Below are 16,077 nucleotides of genomic sequence, written 5' to 3'. Positions count from 1 at the left end.
ATGCCTGCTTCAATCATCCTGTCGAATCTGTCGCTGTCCACGCCTGACGGCCGCTCTCTCTTTTCCAACATCGATCTGACGTTCGGCGCCGAGCGGACCGGCCTCGTCGGCCGCAATGGCGTCGGCAAGACAACGCTGCTTGCGTCGATGTCCGGGGAGCACCTTCCCCAGGCGGGGCGCGTCGTCGTCAACGGAACCGTCGGTTTGCTGCGCCAGGATGTCCAGCTCTTTGCGGGTGCGACGGTGGCCGATCTGTTTGGGGCGCGTGGTCAGCTCGCGCTGCTTCGCCGCGCCGAGCGGGGGGAAGCCTCGGCCGACGACCTCGCCGAGGTCGATTGGACTCTCGAGGCACGCTTACAGGCTGCGCTTGCACGTCTCGGGTTTGATCTCGCTCCCGACACCGAGCTGGAGCGGCTGTCCGGCGGTCAGATCACGCGGGTTCGCCTCGCCGCGCTCGCCTTCGCCGGGCCCGACTTCCTGCTGCTGGATGAGCCCACCAATAATCTGGACCAGGACGGCCGCAAGGCCGTGATCGATCTCCTCGCCGCCTGGCGCGGCGGCGCGATCGTCGTCAGCCACGATCGGCGCCTGCTCGATACGATGGATGCGATTGTCGAGCTGACATCGCTTGGCGCCACGCGATACGGCGGCAATTGGAGCAGGTTTCGCGAACAGAAGGCCGTCGAGCTCGCAGCCGTCAGGCACGACCTCGCGCATGCCGAGAGGCGGCTGTCCGAGATCGACGGCAAGGCGCAGGAGGCCGCGGAGAAGAAAGCGCGCAAGGACAGCGGCGGCCGGAAGAAGCGTGCCAAGGGCGACATGCCGCGCATCCTGGCCGGGGCGCGCAAGGATCGCAGCGAGGACACCGGCGGCAAGACCGCGCAAATCGCCGAGCGGCTGCGCGCGGAAGCGCTTGAAGCCGTCGACACGGCGCGCCGGCGCATCGAGATTCTTCAGCCGCTTTCCGTCAAGCTGCCTGCGACCGGCCTGCCGGCGGGCAGGGAGGTGCTTTGGCTCGACCGCGTCAGCGCCGGCTATCGGCCGGAGCAGCCGGTCCTGCGCGATCTCTCATTCGCCGTCGTCGGCCCGGAGCGGGTCGCGCTGGTCGGGCCCAACGGCTCCGGCAAGACGACGCTGTTGAAACTCATCGACGGCGAGCTGCGTCCCTTCTCGGGCACCCTGCGGGTCAGGCCGGATTTCGCGCTGTTCGACCAGAAGGTCAGCCTGCTCGATCCCTCGATCTCCATCCTGGAGAATTTTGGGCGTCTCAATCCGAAGGCGGGAGCGAACGAATGCCATGCCGCGCTGGCGCGGTTCATGTTTCGCGCCGATGCCGCCTTGCAAGTCGCCGGAAGCCTGAGTGGCGGGCAGATGTTTCGCGCGGGCCTTGCCTGCGTGCTGGGCGGGTCATCGCCGCCGTCGCTGCTGATCCTGGACGAGCCGACCAATCATCTCGACATCGAGTCCATCGAAGCGGTCGAAGCAGGCCTGAGGGCCTATGACGGCGCGCTGCTCGTCGTCAGTCATGACGAAGCGTTCTTGCAGGCGATCGGGATTACGCGGCGGATCGATGTTGCCGCAACGGTGCTGCGCACTCACGGCGGGATCGTCTGATCCCGGCCGGCGGTCCTGATATGGCAGTGATTTTCAAAAACCCGACGCCCTGCCCCCAGCGCGTCGGGTGGAAAAAATGAGTATCAATCCGTGATCCCAACGCAACTGTTGTGACGCGTCCCGCAGCAATTGACCACTCCGGGAAACTACCGCGTCGGAATCGCGCTGAGCCGGCTCGTTTGCAACCTACGATGCTGCGCTCCCGCCCGGCTCCATCGCCTCGCCGATCTCCAGCGGATGGGCCATGGTCTCGTGCAGCGCGTCGCGGTCGAGCTCGCCTTCGGAGATGCTGATGACGACGCAGGCGACGCCGTTGCCGATCAGATTGGTCAGCGCGCGGCATTCGCTCATGAACTTGTCGATGCCGACCAGGATCGCGATCGACTGGATCGGGATGTCAGGCACGATCGACAGTGTCGCGGCGAGCGTGATGAAGCCCGCGCCGGTCACGCCCGAGGCGCCCTTCGAGGTGATCATGGCGATGCCCAAAATGCCGAGCTCCTGCCAGATGGTCAGATGGGTGTTGGTCGCCTGCGCCAGAAACAGCGTCGCCAGCGTCATGTAGATGTTGGTGCCGTCGAGGTTGAAGCTGTAGCCGGTCGGAATCACGAGGCCGACCACGGACCGCGAGGCGCCGAGATGCTCCATCTTCTGGATCATCTGCGGCAGCACCGTCTCGGAGGACGACGTGCCGAGCACGATCAGGAGCTCGTCCTTGATGTAGGCGATGAAGCGGAGGATCGAGAAGCCGGCGAGCCGCGCGATCGCACCTAACACCACGAGCACGAACAGCATGCTGGTGAGATAGAACGTGCCGATCAGGGCGGCGAGATTCAGCAGCGAGCCGAGGCCGTAGGCGCCGACGGTGAAAGCCATCGCGCCAAAGGCGCCGATCGGGGCGACGCGCACGATGATGCGGATGATGCCGAAGAACATCTTCGCGGCCTTGTCGATCGCGTCCGCAATGGGCTCGCCGGCCTTGCCGAGGAAGGCGATGGCGAAGCCCGATAGGATCGAGATCAACAACACCTGGAGCAGGTCGCCCCGCGCAATCGCGCCAAGATAGCTGTCGGGAATGATCGCCATCAGATGGGCGACGATGCCCTCTTCCTTGGCCTTGGTGACATAGGTCGCGACCGACTTCGGATCGATCGTGGCGGGGTCGATGTTGAAGCCGTGTCCGGGCTGGAGAATCTCGCCGACGAGCAGGCCGACCGCGAGCGCGACGGTCGAGACCGTCTCGAAATAGATCAGCGACTTCAGCCCGACCCGGCCGACGCGCTTGAGGTCGCCCATCGAGGAGATGCCGTGCACCACCGTGCAGAAGATCACCGGCGCGATCATCATCTTGATCAGCGCGATGAAGCCGTCGCCGAGCGGCTTCAAGGCCTTGCCGAGGTCGGGATAGAAATAGCCGGTGAGCACGCCGAGCGCGATCGCGATCAGCACCTGCACGTAGAGGATCTTGTACCAGGGCTGGTGCCGGCGATGGATGGCTGGCTGGATCGCGACTTGTGTCATAGAGTGTGCCCCGGAACGCATTGATTTTGCGGGATTTTGATCTTGCACGCCTTGCATCATGTGATGGTCGCTGCAGAAGCGACAATCACATTTTTGTCGGATCGCACGAAGATCGGTCGCTGCACCGCAACTGGGGGGAACATGTCGACTTCATCAGGCTCCGACGAGCAACAGCAAGGCTATTTTCCGCGTTGGACGTTGAAGACCTCGGGCGTGATCATGCCGGAGGAGCGGCTGTCATGGGGCCAGACGGTCGTCTCCGGTCTCCAGCATTGCGTCGCAATGTCGGGCTCGACGATCATCGCGCCGCTGCTGATGGGATTTGATCCCAATGTCGCCGTCCTGTTCTCCGGCGTCGGCACGCTGATCTTCTTCGTCATCGTCGCCGGGCGCGTGCCGAGCTATCTCGGGTCGAGCTTCGCGTTCATCGCCGTCGTGATCGCCGCCACTGGCTATGCGGGGCAGGGGCCGAACCCGAACTTGTCGGTCGCGCTCGGCGGCATCGTTGGCGCCGGGGTGCTCTATGGCGTGATCGCGCTCATCGTGATGTGGTCGGGGGTCGGCTGGATCGAGCGGCTGCTGCCGCCGGCCGTCACCGGTGCTGTGGTCGCGGCGATCGGCCTCAATCTCGCACCCGTGGCGGTCAAGGCGGTGAGCGCCGGCGCGTTCGACACGGGAATCGGGCTTGCGACCGTTCTGATCATCGGCGTGGTTGCGGTTGCAGCTCCAGGCCTGTGGCGCCGCCTGCCGATCATCCTCGGTGCGATCGGTGGATATCTTCTGTACTTGCTGTTCGCGAACGGCCTCGGCTTCGGCAAGCCGATCGACTTCACTCAGCTTTCGGCCGCGCCGTGGCTCGGCATGCCGAGCTTCACCACGCCGACATTCCAGGCCGATGCGATCTTCCTGATCGCGCCGGTTGCGATCATTCTCGTTGCCGAGAACCTCGGTCACATCAAGGCCGTCGGCGCCATGACGGGCCGGAGCCTGGATGCCTATCTCGGCCGCGCCCTGTTCGCCGACGGTCTCGCGACCATCGTGGCGGCCTGCGGCGGCGGCACCGGCGTCACCACCTATGCCGAGAATATCGGTGTGATGGCGGCGACGAAGGTCTATTCGACCTTGCTGTTCGCCTTCGCCGCCATCGTGTCGATCCTGCTCGGCTTCTCGCCGAAATTCGGCGCGCTGATCCTGTCGATCCCGGGGCCCGTCATCGGCGGTCTCTCGATCGTGCTGTTCGGACTGATCGCGGCGATGGCGGGCCGGATCTGGGTCGAGAATAGGGTCGATTTCGCCAATCCTGCAAACCTGATCACCGTCGCCGTAGCGCTGACCGCCGGTGCGGGCGACCTCACGCTCAAATTCGGTGCATTCACGATCGGCGGGATCGGCACGGCAACTTTTGGCGCCATCATCCTCCACCAGATCCTGACCTCGCCGCTGGCGCGGCGCGTGGCGTGAATCCCAGCGATGCACGAAAGGGTGGAACAAAACGCCGGTTCCATCGATGATGAGACATCCCGGAGAGAACCCATGCCGCAAACCGATCGCTCGACCTCCTTTCCCTCGCGCCTCGTTGGCCGATACGCCCTGGTGACCGGCGCCTCGCAAGGCATCGGTCGCGCCGTCGCCATCCGGCTCGCCCAGGAAGGTGCGACTGTTGCGATCAATTATTTCGAGAACGAGGAGCGGGCGGAGGAGACGCTGGCGCATGCACGCACGGCATCGGGCGATCGTGGCCATGGCAAGCTCGATCATCTCATCGTCAGGGCCAATGTCGGCAACGAGCAGGAGATCGCAGCGATGTTCGAGACGGTTTTGGCGCGCTGGAAGCGCCTCGATTGTCTCGTCAACAATGCCGGCTTCCAGAAGGAATCGCCGAGCGAGGCGCTCGACGTCGAGACCTATCGGCGCATCATCGACGTCAACCTCAACGGCGCCGTGCTCTGCGCGCAGAAGGCGCTCGCGCATTTCGTGGCGCGCGGTGGAGGTGGCAGCATCATCAACTGCTCGAGCGTCCACCAGATCATCCCGAAACCCGGCTATCTCGCGTATTCGATCAGCAAGGGCGGCATGGCCAACCTGACGCGCACGCTGGCGCTGGAGTTCGCCGGCCGCGGCATTCGCGTCAACGCGGTCGGGCCTGGCGCGATCGACACGCCGATCAACGCGGCCTGGACCGGCGATCCCGAGAAGCGCGGCGTCGTCACCAGCCACATTCCCATGGGACGCGTCGGCACGCCGGAGGAGATCGCTGCCGTGTTCGCTTTCCTCGCTTCTGACGAGGCGAGCTACATCACCGGACAGACCATCTATGCCTGCGGAGGCCTGACGCTGTTCCCCGAGTTTCGCGAGAACTGGGCAAGCTAGAGACGTGGGTTCCCGGACGAAATCATGAGCTCATTGACCGCTTCAGAAATCTCCTGCGAGCAAGTCGTAGGAGCCCCTGCTGCCGCGGACATACTTCCTGGCCGCAGCGGCACATATCAAGTCGCGATTGCAATCGAACGCGTTCAGGAGTTCCGATTCGGTCGCATGGGCGCCCGGTTGAATCCGCTTCAACGCGCCTTCGTCGATGAAGAACGAGGCCTCGATGGCGCTGTCGTGTCCCCAGAATCGCACGGCCCGCCGCGTCCGGTCATATGAGCGGCTGTGATTTGGAAAATCGATCATGGTTCGAGCCGATCAGGTTGCAGCTGCCCTGCGCCGGCCTTCACGCCGTTGGAGTCGGGGCACGCTCGGTGGCCGACGCCCGGCTTGCGTACGTCAGGAACACGGACGTTTCATGAGACCTGACAAGAGTGAGCCGGTTGCGCCTCTTTCAAATGATAGTCTGGCACCGAGGTTACAACCCGGTTCGATGCCGATTGCGACGAATAGTTCTCGGCAAGCCTCGCTATTCGGCGAAAGGTGACTATATCTCGCCTATCACCGCTCGCCCCTCGGCCGTTATCGGTGACTGAGAGCATTGCGCTCCCGCCGCGACCAAGAGGCGGTCAATATGTCGGTTTCCCCGGGATTCATCCTTCGCGAGTGGCTCGTACCTCCGGTCGTGCTGCCCATCTTCTTCGTGCTGGTGATCGCCGTTTCGATGTTGATTCAATGGTAGTCGGTTTCGGCGCGCCTTCGCCGTCGGATCAGGCAAGCACCCCATCGGATTCAATTCAGCCGTCGCTCGGTTGCGAGCTGAACTCGAGGGCGATCGACGCCCTCCGTCAAGCCCGCGAGATGCCGTCGGGAGACAAGCGCATGGCGGCAATGCGCAGGGCAGCGATTCTTGGAAATGCCGTTGAAATTCACGCCTATTTCTCGGCAACGAAGGCGCCCAAGCAAGATCAACTCACCGCTGAAATCCCGCCTTCGTAACTGAACGTTCCACTGACATCAGGTCCGGCGAAACCTTCGTGACCCCCTCACCAATGCTCGAGATCGATCTCCGCACGGGCCAGCACCTCGGCGGCGGAGAATCGCATGAGGATGCTCTGGCGGCAGAGAATGTCAGCCTGCGGCTTCTCCTTGCCCAGGCCGAGATCAACACGAGGGGTCTGCTTGCCAGGGCGGGCATCGACGCCAGGGAGCGGGAAACCTCGGACAAGCTGCAAAAGCTGATCCTTGAAGAGCTGCACCACCGCATCAAGAACACGCTCGCGACCGTCTCCGCCATCGTCTCCCAGAGCTTGCGCGGCGAGCAAGGCGTGGCGCACGCACAGCAGGCCATCGCCGGGCGGCTGCTCGCGCTTGGCCGCGCGCACGATCTCCTCGTGCGGGCGAGCTGGTCGAGTGCCGACCTCGGGGCGGTCGTCCGCAGCGCCATCGAAGCTTTCGACGATCCCGCTGAATCGAAGTTCTCGATTTCGGGACCCGATCTCCGGATCAATTCGGGTGCCGTGGTCGCGATCGCGATGACGCTCAATGAGCTATGCACGAACGCCACGAAGTATGGAGCCTTTTCGGCTCCAAAAGGGTGCGTCGATCTCCACTGGACGATCGATTCATCGGCGCAACGCTTGCGCCTGACCTGGATCGAGAAGAACGGTCCGTTGATCCAGTCACGCGCAAAGCGCAGCTTCGGAACGCGATTGATCGAGACGCTGGGTCGCGAACTCCAGGGCGACGTGCAATTGACCTACGCGGAGAGAGGCTTCGCATACACGTTCGACGCTCCATTGGCTTCTCTGAGTGTCCCGATGCCGGCCTAGCCGGCAGGCTGAAATACGCCGAGACTTTCAACGAAAGAAGGCGGCATGTTCAAATTTCTACAGTATCGTGCAAGAGCGGCCGCGTACGGCGAACTGGCCAAGAGTTCGCCCGGCAAGGATGATACCCGCAAATTCGAGAAACTGCAGGACAGCCTTGCATCGCGCGCGGACAACGAGCAGGTCCTCGCGGACCAATACGTGGATGCCGTGAATATCGGCGAGACGGAGCGACTGCGCGGCGCAGCCCTCGCGGCGGAGGAAGAGCGTGTCTTGCGATGTCTCGGTGCGGCCGTCATCATGCAATGGAATTCCCTGCCGACGACGCTTCAGCGGGAGATCTTCGACACCGCCGGATCGGTCGGAACATTGTTGGACACGGCGGCGCTCCGCGGCCAGATTGCCCGGTTTCTTCACAAGCACAGGCATGACACCGATCCCGGCAAGATCTGACGGGTGATGTGTTGGGGCAGGACGGCGAGCATTCGCCGCCGGCATTCCTCCAGTACGGCTCAGCCGTCGCCAGCTTCGGGGCGCCGGTTCGGGAGTGATCTGGCAAAATGTCGCGGCGCGGACTACATCTGCGCCATGTCAAATGCTCCGCTGGCAAGCTCCCCGCTCCAGGATTTCGTCAACCGGCACGAAAAGCTGTTCGTGCTGACCGGCGCCGGCTGCAGCACCAATTCGGGCATTCCCGACTATCGCGACAGCAACGGCAACTGGAAGCGGACCCAGCCGGTCAACTTCCAGTCCTTCATGTCGGACGAGCATACGCGGCGGCGCTATTGGGCGCGCAGCCTGATCGGCTGGCGGCGGTTCGGCCAGGCTCGCCCGAACGATGCGCACCATGCACTGGCTAGGCTCGAGGCGAATGGGCGGTGCGGGATGCTGCTGACCCAGAACGTCGACCGGCTGCATCAGTCGGCCGGCCACCGGCAGGTGATCGACCTGCACGGCCGGCTCGACCTGGTTCGCTGCATGGGCTGCGGCCGCAAGACGCCGCGCGAAGAATTTCAGCACGCGCTTGGTCGCGCGAATGCGGCGTGGCTGACGCTCGATGCAGCCGATGCACCTGATGGCGACGCCGATCTGGAGCACGAGGATTTTTCGTCCTTCCAGGTGCCTCCTTGCGAAGCCTGCGGCGCCATCCTCAAGCCCGACGTGGTGTTCTTCGGCGAGAACGTGCCGCGCGACATCGTCGCCGCCGCACAGGACCATCTGTCGCAGGCCGACGCCATGCTGATCGTCGGCTCATCGCTGATGGTCTATTCCGGATTCCGCTTCGTGCAGGCTGCCGCGCAGCGCAATATCCCGATTGCGGCGGTCAATCTCGGCCGCACCCGCGCCGATGATCTCCTGACTCTGAAGGTCGAGGAGCGCTGCGAAGCGGCGCTTGCATTCCTGCTCTGATCGCGCAGGCGGCGAACACACCTTGCCTATTGCATAGGTGCCAAGCAGAATGGCCGGGCGCGGCGTTGTCCTCGTCGTCCATGGCATGGAAATTGCTGCGCTTTCGACCTCAGTCTTGACGACCAGCGCGGAGAATTTGGAATGCTTGAGGGAGCCGAGGTGCGGCTTGCCGTGGATATCGGTGGCACGTTCACCGACATCGTGCTGGACGTGGGTCAGGATCGCAAGACGCGCAAGCTGCTGACGACGCCGCAGCGCCCCGAGCAGGCGGTGCTGGACGGGATGCGTCTCATTCTCGCTGATGCCCGCGCGCATATCAGCGACATCGACGTCTTCATTCACGGCACCACGCTCGCGACCAACGCGATCATCGAGCGCCGCGGTGCCAAGACGGCGCTGATTGCGACCGAAGGCTTTCGCGACGTGCTCGATATCGGCACCGAGAGCCGCTACGATCAATATGATCTTGGTATCGACAAGCCGAGGCCACTGGCGCCGCGCAGCCTGCGTTTCACCGTGCCCGAGCGCGTCGACGCCCACGGCGCCGTCCGTCTCGCGCTCGACGAAGCGTCGGTGCGTGCACTCGCACCGAAATTGCGTGAGCTGGGCGTCGAGAGCGTCGCGATCGCCTTCCTGCACTCCTACGCCAACCCCGAGCACGAGCGACGCGCAGCCGCGATTCTGGCCGAGGAGATGCCGGGCATCTCCGTGACCGTGTCCTCCGCCGTTTGCCCGGAGATTCGGGAGTATGAGCGCACCTCCACGGCGGTCGCGAACGCCTATGTGCAACCCCTGATCGACGGCTATCTCGCCCGCATGGCCGACGCCCTGCAGGTCGAGCAGTTCCGCGGCGCGATCTATCTGGTCACCTCCGGCGGCGGCGTCACCTCGATCGAGACGGCGCGGCGCTTTCCGGTGCGTCTCGTCGAGTCCGGGCCTGCCGGCGGCGCAATCTTCGCGGCGCAGATCGCGGCGCGTCTCGGCGAGAGCAAGGTGCTGTCGTTCGACATGGGCGGCACCACGGCCAAGATTTGCCTGATCGAAGAATATCAGCCCGAGACCTCGCGCGTGTTCGAGGTCGATCGCGCCGCGCGTTTCCTCAAAGGCTCCGGCCTGCCGGTGCGCATCCCCGTGATCGAGATGGTCGAGATCGGCGCCGGGGGCGGCTCGATCGCGCATGTCGACGCGATGAAGCGCGTCACCGTCGGGCCCGAGAGTGCATCGTCCGAGCCGGGACCGGCCTGCTACGGTCGTGGCGGCCAGCGTCCGGCAGTGACGGACGCGGACGTCGCGCTCGGCATGATCGATCCCGACGCATTTGCCGGCGGTACGATCAAGCTCGATCCGGAGCTTTCGAAACAGGCGCTGCTGCGCAGCGTCGGCGAGCCGCTGGGTCTTTCAGCGGAAACCGCAGCCTATGCGGTACATGAGGTCGTCTGCGAGAACATGGCGAGTGCGGCGCGTGTCCATGCGGTCGAGCGCGGCGAGATCGTCGGCCAGCACACGCTGATCGCCTTTGGCGGCGCGGCACCGCTGCATGCGGCGCGCGTTGCCGAGAAGATCGGCGTCTCCCGGGTGATCGTGCCGTCGAATGCCGGTGTCGGCTCGGCCGTCGGTTTCCTTGCGGCACCGATCGCCTATGAGCTGGTGCGCAGCCGACATGTCCGGCTCGATGATTTCGACACCGAAGCGGTGTCGGATCTCCTGCAGGAGATGGTGACCGAGGCGCGCGCGCTGGTCGAGCCCGGTGCTGCCGGTGCGCCGGTGCGCGAACGACGCGCCGCCTTCATGCGCTATGTCGGCCAGGGCCATGAGATCTCGGTCGAGCTGCCGAACCGGCGGCTGACGGGGGCAGATCTCGTCGGCCTGCGCCAGAAGTTCGAGGCGGACTATTCCGCGATGTTCGAGCGGCCGATCCCGGGTGCCGCGATCGAGGTGTTGAGCTGGTCGGTGCTCGCGACGACGGAGGCGCGTAATCCATCTGCTGTCGCCGCCGTCACGCGCAAGCCTGCCGGCAAGGCTGTCGGCAGCCGCAAATTCTTCGACGGACGGGCGGGCGAGGTGATCGAGATCCCGCTCTATCGCCGCGAGGACATGGCGCCCGGTGCGACCATCGCAGGCCCCGCCGTGATCGCAGAGGACGAGACCTCGACCTTCGTCTCCACCAGTTTTGATGCCCATATCGATGGTGCCGGCAGCATCGTCATGGAACGGAAGGCGGCCTGATCATGAGCAAGGCAAATGGCGCGAGCCTGATCGACCTTCAGATCATGTGGCACCGGCTGATCGCCGTGGTCGAGGAGCAGGCGCAGGTGCTGCTCCGCACCGCCTTCAGCCCGATCGTGCGCGAATGCGGCGACCTCTCGGCCGGGGTGTTCGACCTCAAAGGGCGGATGCTGGCGCAGGCGGTGACCGGCACGCCCGGTCACGTCAACTCGATGGCGGAATCGGTCAAGCATTTCATCAACCACTTCCCGATCGAGACGATGAAGGAGGGTGATGCCTACATCACCAACGATCCCTGGATGGGCACCGGTCATCTCAACGACTTCGTCGTCACCACGCCATGCTTCAAGGATGGCAAGCCGGTCGCGCTGTTCTCCTGCACCAGCCATCTGATGGACATCGGCGGCATCGGCTTCGGGCCTGACGCCACCGACGTGTTCATGGAGGGGCTCTACATCCCCATGCTGAAGCTGATCGACCAGGGCGTCGTCAACGAGACGCTGATGGCGATGATCCGCACCAATACGCGTCTACCGATCGACACCGAAGGCGACACCTATTCGCTCGCGGGCTGCAACGACGTCGGCTGCGAGCGCCTGGTCGAGATGATGACCGAGTTCGGCATCGATACGCTCGACGAGCTCGGCGACTACATCTGCGACCGTTCGCGCGAGGCCGTGCTCGCCGAGATCGCAAAGCTGCCGAAGGGCAGCTGGCACAACACCATGGTGGTCGACGGTTATGATGCTCCAGTCACGCTGGCGGCGACGCTGACGATCTCGGATGCGGGCATCCATGTCGATTTCGACGGCACCTCCGCCGCCTCGAAGTTCGGCATCAACGTGCCCTTGTCCTACACCACCGCCTACACCGTGTTCGGCCTCGGCTGTGTCGTCGCCTCGCAGATCCCGAACAATGCCGGCTCGCTGTCGCCGCTGACGGTATCGGCACCCGCCGGCGCGATCCTGAATGCGCCCAAGCCCGCGCCGGTCGCCTCGCGCCACATCATTGGCCAGATGCTGCCCGACGTCGTGTTCGGCTGCCTGCGCCAGATCATTCCCGAGCGCGTGCCCGCGGAAGGCACCTCGTGCCTGTGGAATCTCAACGTCCGCGGCCAGACCCGCTCCGGCGTCGGCGGCAATTACGGATTCTCGATGGCGGTGACCAGCAACGGCGGCACCGGTGCGCGCTTCGGCAAGGACGGGCTTTCGGCGACCGCCTATCCCAGTGGCGTGCGCGGCACGCCGGTCGAGATCGCGGAGACGCAGACGCCGCTGATCTTCTGGCGCAAGGAGCTGCGTCCGGATTCCGGCGGGGCAGGGCGCACCCGCGGCGGCCTCGGCCAGATCATCGAGGTCGGCAGCGGCGTCGATGCGCCGTTCGACATCCTGGCCGCGTTCGACCGCATCGATCATCCGCCACGCGGCCGCGATGGTGGCCACAATGGCGAGGCCGGCTATGTCGGCCTCAAGTCCGGCAAGAAGCTGCGCGGCAAAGGCTTTCAGCAGGTGCCGCCGGACGACCGGCTCGTTGTGCTGACGCCGGGCGGCGCCGGCATCGGCGATCCCGCGACGCGCGAGCGCGGGGCGGTCAAGGAGGATATCGAGAGCGGGCTCGTCTCCGCTGACAATGCGGTTGCAGTCTATGGATACGCGCGCTGACGCGTCGGTACGCTTTGGTAAAGGGAGGGGTGCAATGATCACGCGACGGAACTTCACCACGGGCGCAGCGACGCTGCTTGCCGCCAGCCACATCTCGACCCGCGCGCGGGCGGCGACGGTGAGCTGGGACATGTCGACGGTGTGGCCCGACGGCAATTTCCACACCCAGAACGCGTTTGCCTTCGCGGAAGAAGTGAAGAAGCAGAGCGGCGGCACGGTTGCCATCACCGTGAAGGCGGGCGGCCAGCTCGGCTTCAAGGGCCCCGAGCACTTGCGCGCGGTGCGCGACGGCCTGGTGCCGCTCGCGGACGTCCTCAACATCCAGCAGGTCGGCGACGAGCCCTTCATGGGCGTCGAGAGCATTCCCTTCCTCTGCAGCTCGATGGACGAATTGAAGGTGCTGCACAAATATGTGCGGCCCGAATACGAGAAAGTCGCCGCACGCAACAACCAGAAGATCCTCTACATCGTGCCGTGGCCGACGCAGTATCTGCATCTCAAGGTCAAGGTCGCCGATGTCGACGGATTGAAGAACATCAAGATCCGCGTGCCCGACAAGAACGCCGTCGACATGCTGGCCGTGGTCGGCATGGCGCCGGTGATGATCCCCTGGGGCGAGACCATTCCCGCGCTCGCCTCGGGCGCCGTCGCGGGCGTCTCGACCTCGGCGGTCTCGGGCGTCGACGGCAAGTTCTGGGAATTCCTGAAATACGTCTACCCGACCAATCACGTCTGGTCCTCGCAGATGCTCACCGTCAATCTCGATTCCTGGAAGGCGCTCAGCGCCGACCAACAGCAGATGGTCGCCGGCATCGCCGCGAAGATGGAGCCGGGGTTCTGGGCGAACTCGCTCAAGGCCGATGCCGACAGCCTCAACCGCCTCAAGGAAGGCGGCATGGAGGTGATCCCGGTCTCGGAGGCGATGATGACGGACATCCGCGCCAAGACTGCGCCGCAGCTCGATGCCTTCCTCAAGCGCGTGCCGGCGGCCGACAAGCCGGTGCGGTCCTATCTCGCCGAAATGAAGCGTGGTTGAGGACGGAGCCGTGGTGAGCGTTTCGTCCGAAGCACCGCAAAGCCTCAACGCCGCGGCGCCGGCGCCGCTGCGCATCCTGCTCGACGGCATCGACCGTCTCGGCCGGCTCGACGGCTGGATCGGCGGCGGCTGCCTGTTGACGCTGACACTGCTGATGTTGTGCGAGGTCGCAACGCGTTTCCTGTCGAACTTTCTGTCGTTCTTTCCCCCGACGATCTCGATCGCGTGGGAATACTCATCTTATCTGATGGCGGCGTCGTTCACCTTCGGCGCCGCCATGACCTTGCGTGTCGGCGGCCACATCCGTGTCGTGCTGCTGCTCAAAAACGCGCCGGCACCGTTGCAACGCGCGTTGGAGATATTGTCGGCCGCGGCCGGTTTTGCCTTCATGGCGTTCCTGACCTCGGCCATGGCGAAGTTCGCCTTCGGCGCCTATGTGCGCGGCCAGGTCTCGACCTCGAGCGACACGCCGCTGTGGTTTCCGGAAGCCGTCGTCACCTTCGGCATGCTGCTGCTGACCCTCCAGTTCCTTGCGCGCGCGATCCAGGCCGTGCTCGGCCTGCCGCTGGAGGATCACCGCATGAAGGCCTCGCCCGTCGAATGACAGTTTTGCTCGCTCCCGGATTCAAGATCGCATGACCATCGAAGTCGTCGCCCTGTTTGCGATCCTGTTTGCGCTGCTGGCCTGCGGCGTCTGGATCGGCCTCACGCTTGCGCTCACCGCGACGCTACTGCTGGCGATGTTCCGCTCGATCCCGCTCGACAAGCTGCTGCCGCAATACGCCTGGAACATCCTGACCACGCAGGAGCTGCTGGCGCTGCCGCTGTTCATCCTGATGGGCGAGCTGCTGTTTCGCACCCGCCTGTCGCGCTCGCTGTTTCAGGGGCTGGCGCCCTGGGCGGGGTTGCTGCCCGGCCGATTGCTGCATGTGAACGTGATCGGCTGCACCATCTTCGCGGCGATTTCGGGCTCGTCGGCCGCGACCACGCAGGTGATCGGCCGTATGTCGCTCAACGAGCTCTTGCGCCGCGGCTATTCGCGCGACATCGCGATCGGTTCGCTCGCCGGTGCCGGCACGCTCGGCTTCCTGATCCCGCCGTCCAACATCATGATCATCTACGGCGTGCTCGGCGACGTTTCCATTCTCAAGCTCTTTACGGCCGGCGTGCTGCCCGGCCTGCTGCTCGCCGCCACCTTCATGGGCTGGGTGATGCTGCACACGAGCCTCAAGCCCGCGATGGTGCCGGAGACGGAAGCAAAGCTCTCGCAGGTGCCCTGGGGCGAGCGCTTTGCCGCGCTGAAGGATCTCGCACCGGCGCTGTTCCTGATCGCCTGCGTGCTCGGATCGATGTATGGCGGGCTTGCAACGCCGTCGGAGGCCGCTGCCGTCGGCGTGCTGGGCGCGGCGCTGGTGGCCTGGGCGCAGGGCTCGATGTCGCAGCAGGTGATGCGCGACGTGTTGATCGGCTCGGTCGTGACCTGCTCGATGATCGCACTGATCGTGCTCGGCGCCTCCATCCTCGGCAATGCCGCGGCCTTCCTCGGCATTCCTCAGGCGGTCGCTGCCTTCGTCAAGGGGCTCGGCCTGTCGCCGTTCATGCTGATCGTGGTGCTGATCATCTTCTACCTGATCCTCGGCTGCTTCCTCGACGGCTTCTCGATGATCGTGATGACGCTGCCGATCGTACTGCCGATCGTGAAGGGCGCGGGCTTCGACGAGATCTGGTTCGGCATCTTCCTGGTGCTTGCCGTCGAGATGGCGCAGATCACCCCGCCGGTCGGCTTCAACCTGTTCGTGATCCAGGGCCTGACCGAAGACGGCCTCGGCTACATCGCGCGCGTCACGATGCCGTACCTGATCATCATGGTCGGCTTCGTGCTGCTGCTGACGCTGTGGCCCGGCATCGTCACGATCCTGCCGCGGGTTCTGTACGGGTAGATCGCTCAATGGCGGGTGCAGGCAGCGGCCGGCGAAACGCCGTTGCGGTCGGCGGGGACGCAGGTCCGCCCCGTCTACCATCCATTGTGCTGCCTGACGGGCAAAACACCCCAGCGCTGGGTCGAGAGCTCCGCGCAAAAATATTCGAATTTACAGAAGTTCGGTTTTGCCGTACAAGTCGCGGCATCCCGCCCGCCACAAGGGGCGTTTCGCGATCGTCACGGGACGCGGGCCGGGATGCGGTGGCCGCGACGGCGTCGGCGCGCAATGTTGGCTGCAGGGCGGGGAAACCCGTGAGCAGCGGCAGGCGCGATACGACACGGCGCTGACAGCGTCCCTGTCCGGCCCCGACGGCGAGCGGACGCCAGCCGTCGGGAATGCGGATAGGGATGTGCGCGGACGGAGAAGTCGTGTGGTCCTGACGCCCGGGGTCTGTGCGTCAAGGCTTGCGGTGATGTGGCGGCCAACCGGTG

General features: G+C 64.8%; 14 protein-coding genes. 12 read left to right on the top strand and 2 right to left on the bottom strand.

Features of this window, described 5'->3' with window-relative positions:
* On the top strand, window positions 1-1,614 hold the full coding sequence (locus tag AABA84_RS33425; RefSeq protein ID WP_338314253.1) for an ABC-F family ATP-binding cassette domain-containing protein: 1,614 nt from the start codon (window positions 1-3) through the stop codon (window positions 1,612-1,614).
* Window positions 1,615-1,800: 186 nt separating this feature from the next.
* Here the strand turns inward: AABA84_RS33425 and AABA84_RS33420 are convergent, their stop codons facing one another.
* Window positions 1,801-3,135: a dicarboxylate/amino acid:cation symporter gene (locus AABA84_RS33420; protein ID WP_212245322.1), complete on the bottom strand. Its 1,335-nt coding sequence runs from the start codon at window positions 3,133-3,135 to the stop codon at window positions 1,801-1,803.
* 141 nt (window positions 3,136-3,276) lie between these two features.
* Between AABA84_RS33420 and AABA84_RS33415 the strand changes: the two genes are divergently transcribed.
* On the top strand, window positions 3,277-4,596 hold the full coding sequence (locus AABA84_RS33415; protein ID WP_338314252.1) for a solute carrier family 23 protein: 1,320 nt from the start codon (window positions 3,277-3,279) through the stop codon (window positions 4,594-4,596).
* A 72-nt stretch (window positions 4,597-4,668) separates the two neighbouring features.
* Window positions 4,669-5,505, top strand: a complete 837-nt coding sequence (locus AABA84_RS33410; RefSeq protein ID WP_338314251.1) for an SDR family oxidoreductase — start codon at window positions 4,669-4,671, stop codon at window positions 5,503-5,505.
* A 42-nt stretch (window positions 5,506-5,547) separates the two neighbouring features.
* Here AABA84_RS33410 and AABA84_RS33405 read toward each other — a convergent pair whose 3' ends face one another.
* Complete coding sequence (locus AABA84_RS33405; RefSeq protein WP_212245317.1) at window positions 5,548-5,808, bottom strand: DUF1488 family protein; 261 nt, start codon at window positions 5,806-5,808, stop codon at window positions 5,548-5,550.
* A gap of 360 nt (window positions 5,809-6,168) precedes the next feature.
* On the opposite strand from AABA84_RS33405, the gene AABA84_RS33400 reads away from it, so the two are divergent.
* From AABA84_RS33400 to AABA84_RS33360, 9 genes are all read left to right on the top strand, one after another.
* Complete coding sequence (locus AABA84_RS33400) at window positions 6,169-6,501, top strand: hypothetical protein (RefSeq protein WP_338314250.1); 333 nt, start codon at window positions 6,169-6,171, stop codon at window positions 6,499-6,501.
* 53 nt (window positions 6,502-6,554) lie between these two features.
* Complete coding sequence (locus AABA84_RS33395; protein ID WP_338314249.1) at window positions 6,555-7,334, top strand: sensor histidine kinase; 780 nt, start codon at window positions 6,555-6,557, stop codon at window positions 7,332-7,334.
* 45 nt (window positions 7,335-7,379) lie between these two features.
* A complete protein-coding gene (locus tag AABA84_RS33390) occupies window positions 7,380-7,784 on the top strand; it encodes a hypothetical protein (protein ID WP_212245313.1) in 405 nt (134 codons plus the stop codon).
* A gap of 135 nt (window positions 7,785-7,919) precedes the next feature.
* Complete coding sequence (locus AABA84_RS33385; protein WP_338314248.1) at window positions 7,920-8,741, top strand: NAD-dependent protein deacetylase; 822 nt, start codon at window positions 7,920-7,922, stop codon at window positions 8,739-8,741.
* Window positions 8,742-8,882: 141 nt separating this feature from the next.
* Entirely contained in the window at window positions 8,883-10,967 is a 2,085-nt protein-coding gene (locus AABA84_RS33380; RefSeq protein WP_338314247.1) for a hydantoinase/oxoprolinase family protein, read from the top strand.
* 2 nt (window positions 10,968-10,969) lie between these two features.
* The gene (locus AABA84_RS33375) at window positions 10,970-12,628 is read left to right on the top strand and encodes a hydantoinase B/oxoprolinase family protein (RefSeq protein WP_338314246.1); all 1,659 of its coding nucleotides are present in this window, start codon (window positions 10,970-10,972) and stop codon (window positions 12,626-12,628) included.
* A gap of 34 nt (window positions 12,629-12,662) precedes the next feature.
* On the top strand, window positions 12,663-13,664 hold the full coding sequence (locus tag AABA84_RS33370) for a TRAP transporter substrate-binding protein (RefSeq protein ID WP_338314245.1): 1,002 nt from the start codon (window positions 12,663-12,665) through the stop codon (window positions 13,662-13,664).
* 10 nt (window positions 13,665-13,674) lie between these two features.
* Window positions 13,675-14,268 (top strand): TRAP transporter small permease subunit, encoded by a 594-nt coding sequence (locus tag AABA84_RS33365; RefSeq protein ID WP_212246207.1) that lies wholly within the window; start codon window positions 13,675-13,677, stop codon window positions 14,266-14,268.
* A 31-nt stretch (window positions 14,269-14,299) separates the two neighbouring features.
* The gene (locus AABA84_RS33360; RefSeq protein ID WP_338305587.1) at window positions 14,300-15,604 is read left to right on the top strand and encodes a TRAP transporter large permease; all 1,305 of its coding nucleotides are present in this window, start codon (window positions 14,300-14,302) and stop codon (window positions 15,602-15,604) included.
* The last annotated feature ends 473 nt before the right edge of the window (window positions 15,605-16,077 follow it).

The organism is Bradyrhizobium sp. TM239 (genome assembly GCF_036247985.1).
In the GTDB taxonomy this organism is placed as follows: domain Bacteria; phylum Pseudomonadota; class Alphaproteobacteria; order Rhizobiales; family Xanthobacteraceae; genus Bradyrhizobium; species Bradyrhizobium ottawaense.
This window is presented reverse-complemented; position numbering and strand designations above follow the sequence as displayed.

Excerpts from the sequence above, each read along its gene's own strand:
- AABA84_RS33375 (WP_338314246.1), top strand. The coding sequence starts at position 10,970 with ATGAGCAAGGCAAATGGCGCGAGCCTGATCGACCTTCAGATCATGTGG.
- AABA84_RS33415 (WP_338314252.1), top strand. The coding sequence starts at position 3,277 with ATGTCGACTTCATCAGGCTCCGACGAGCAACAGCAAGGCTATTTTCCG.
- AABA84_RS33385 (WP_338314248.1), top strand. The coding sequence starts at position 7,920 with ATGTCAAATGCTCCGCTGGCAAGCTCCCCGCTCCAGGATTTCGTCAAC.
- AABA84_RS33410 (WP_338314251.1), top strand. The coding sequence starts at position 4,669 with ATGCCGCAAACCGATCGCTCGACCTCCTTTCCCTCGCGCCTCGTTGGC.
- AABA84_RS33405 (WP_212245317.1), bottom strand. The coding sequence starts at position 5,808 with ATGATCGATTTTCCAAATCACAGCCGCTCATATGACCGGACGCGGCGG.
- AABA84_RS33380 (WP_338314247.1), top strand. The coding sequence starts at position 8,883 with ATGCTTGAGGGAGCCGAGGTGCGGCTTGCCGTGGATATCGGTGGCACG.
- AABA84_RS33425 (WP_338314253.1), top strand. The coding sequence starts at position 1 with ATGCCTGCTTCAATCATCCTGTCGAATCTGTCGCTGTCCACGCCTGAC.
- AABA84_RS33395 (WP_338314249.1), top strand. The coding sequence starts at position 6,555 with ATGCTCGAGATCGATCTCCGCACGGGCCAGCACCTCGGCGGCGGAGAA.
- AABA84_RS33360 (WP_338305587.1), top strand. The coding sequence starts at position 14,300 with ATGACCATCGAAGTCGTCGCCCTGTTTGCGATCCTGTTTGCGCTGCTG.
- AABA84_RS33370 (WP_338314245.1), top strand. The coding sequence starts at position 12,663 with ATGATCACGCGACGGAACTTCACCACGGGCGCAGCGACGCTGCTTGCC.
- AABA84_RS33390 (WP_212245313.1), top strand. The coding sequence starts at position 7,380 with ATGTTCAAATTTCTACAGTATCGTGCAAGAGCGGCCGCGTACGGCGAA.
- AABA84_RS33420 (WP_212245322.1), bottom strand. The coding sequence starts at position 3,135 with ATGACACAAGTCGCGATCCAGCCAGCCATCCATCGCCGGCACCAGCCC.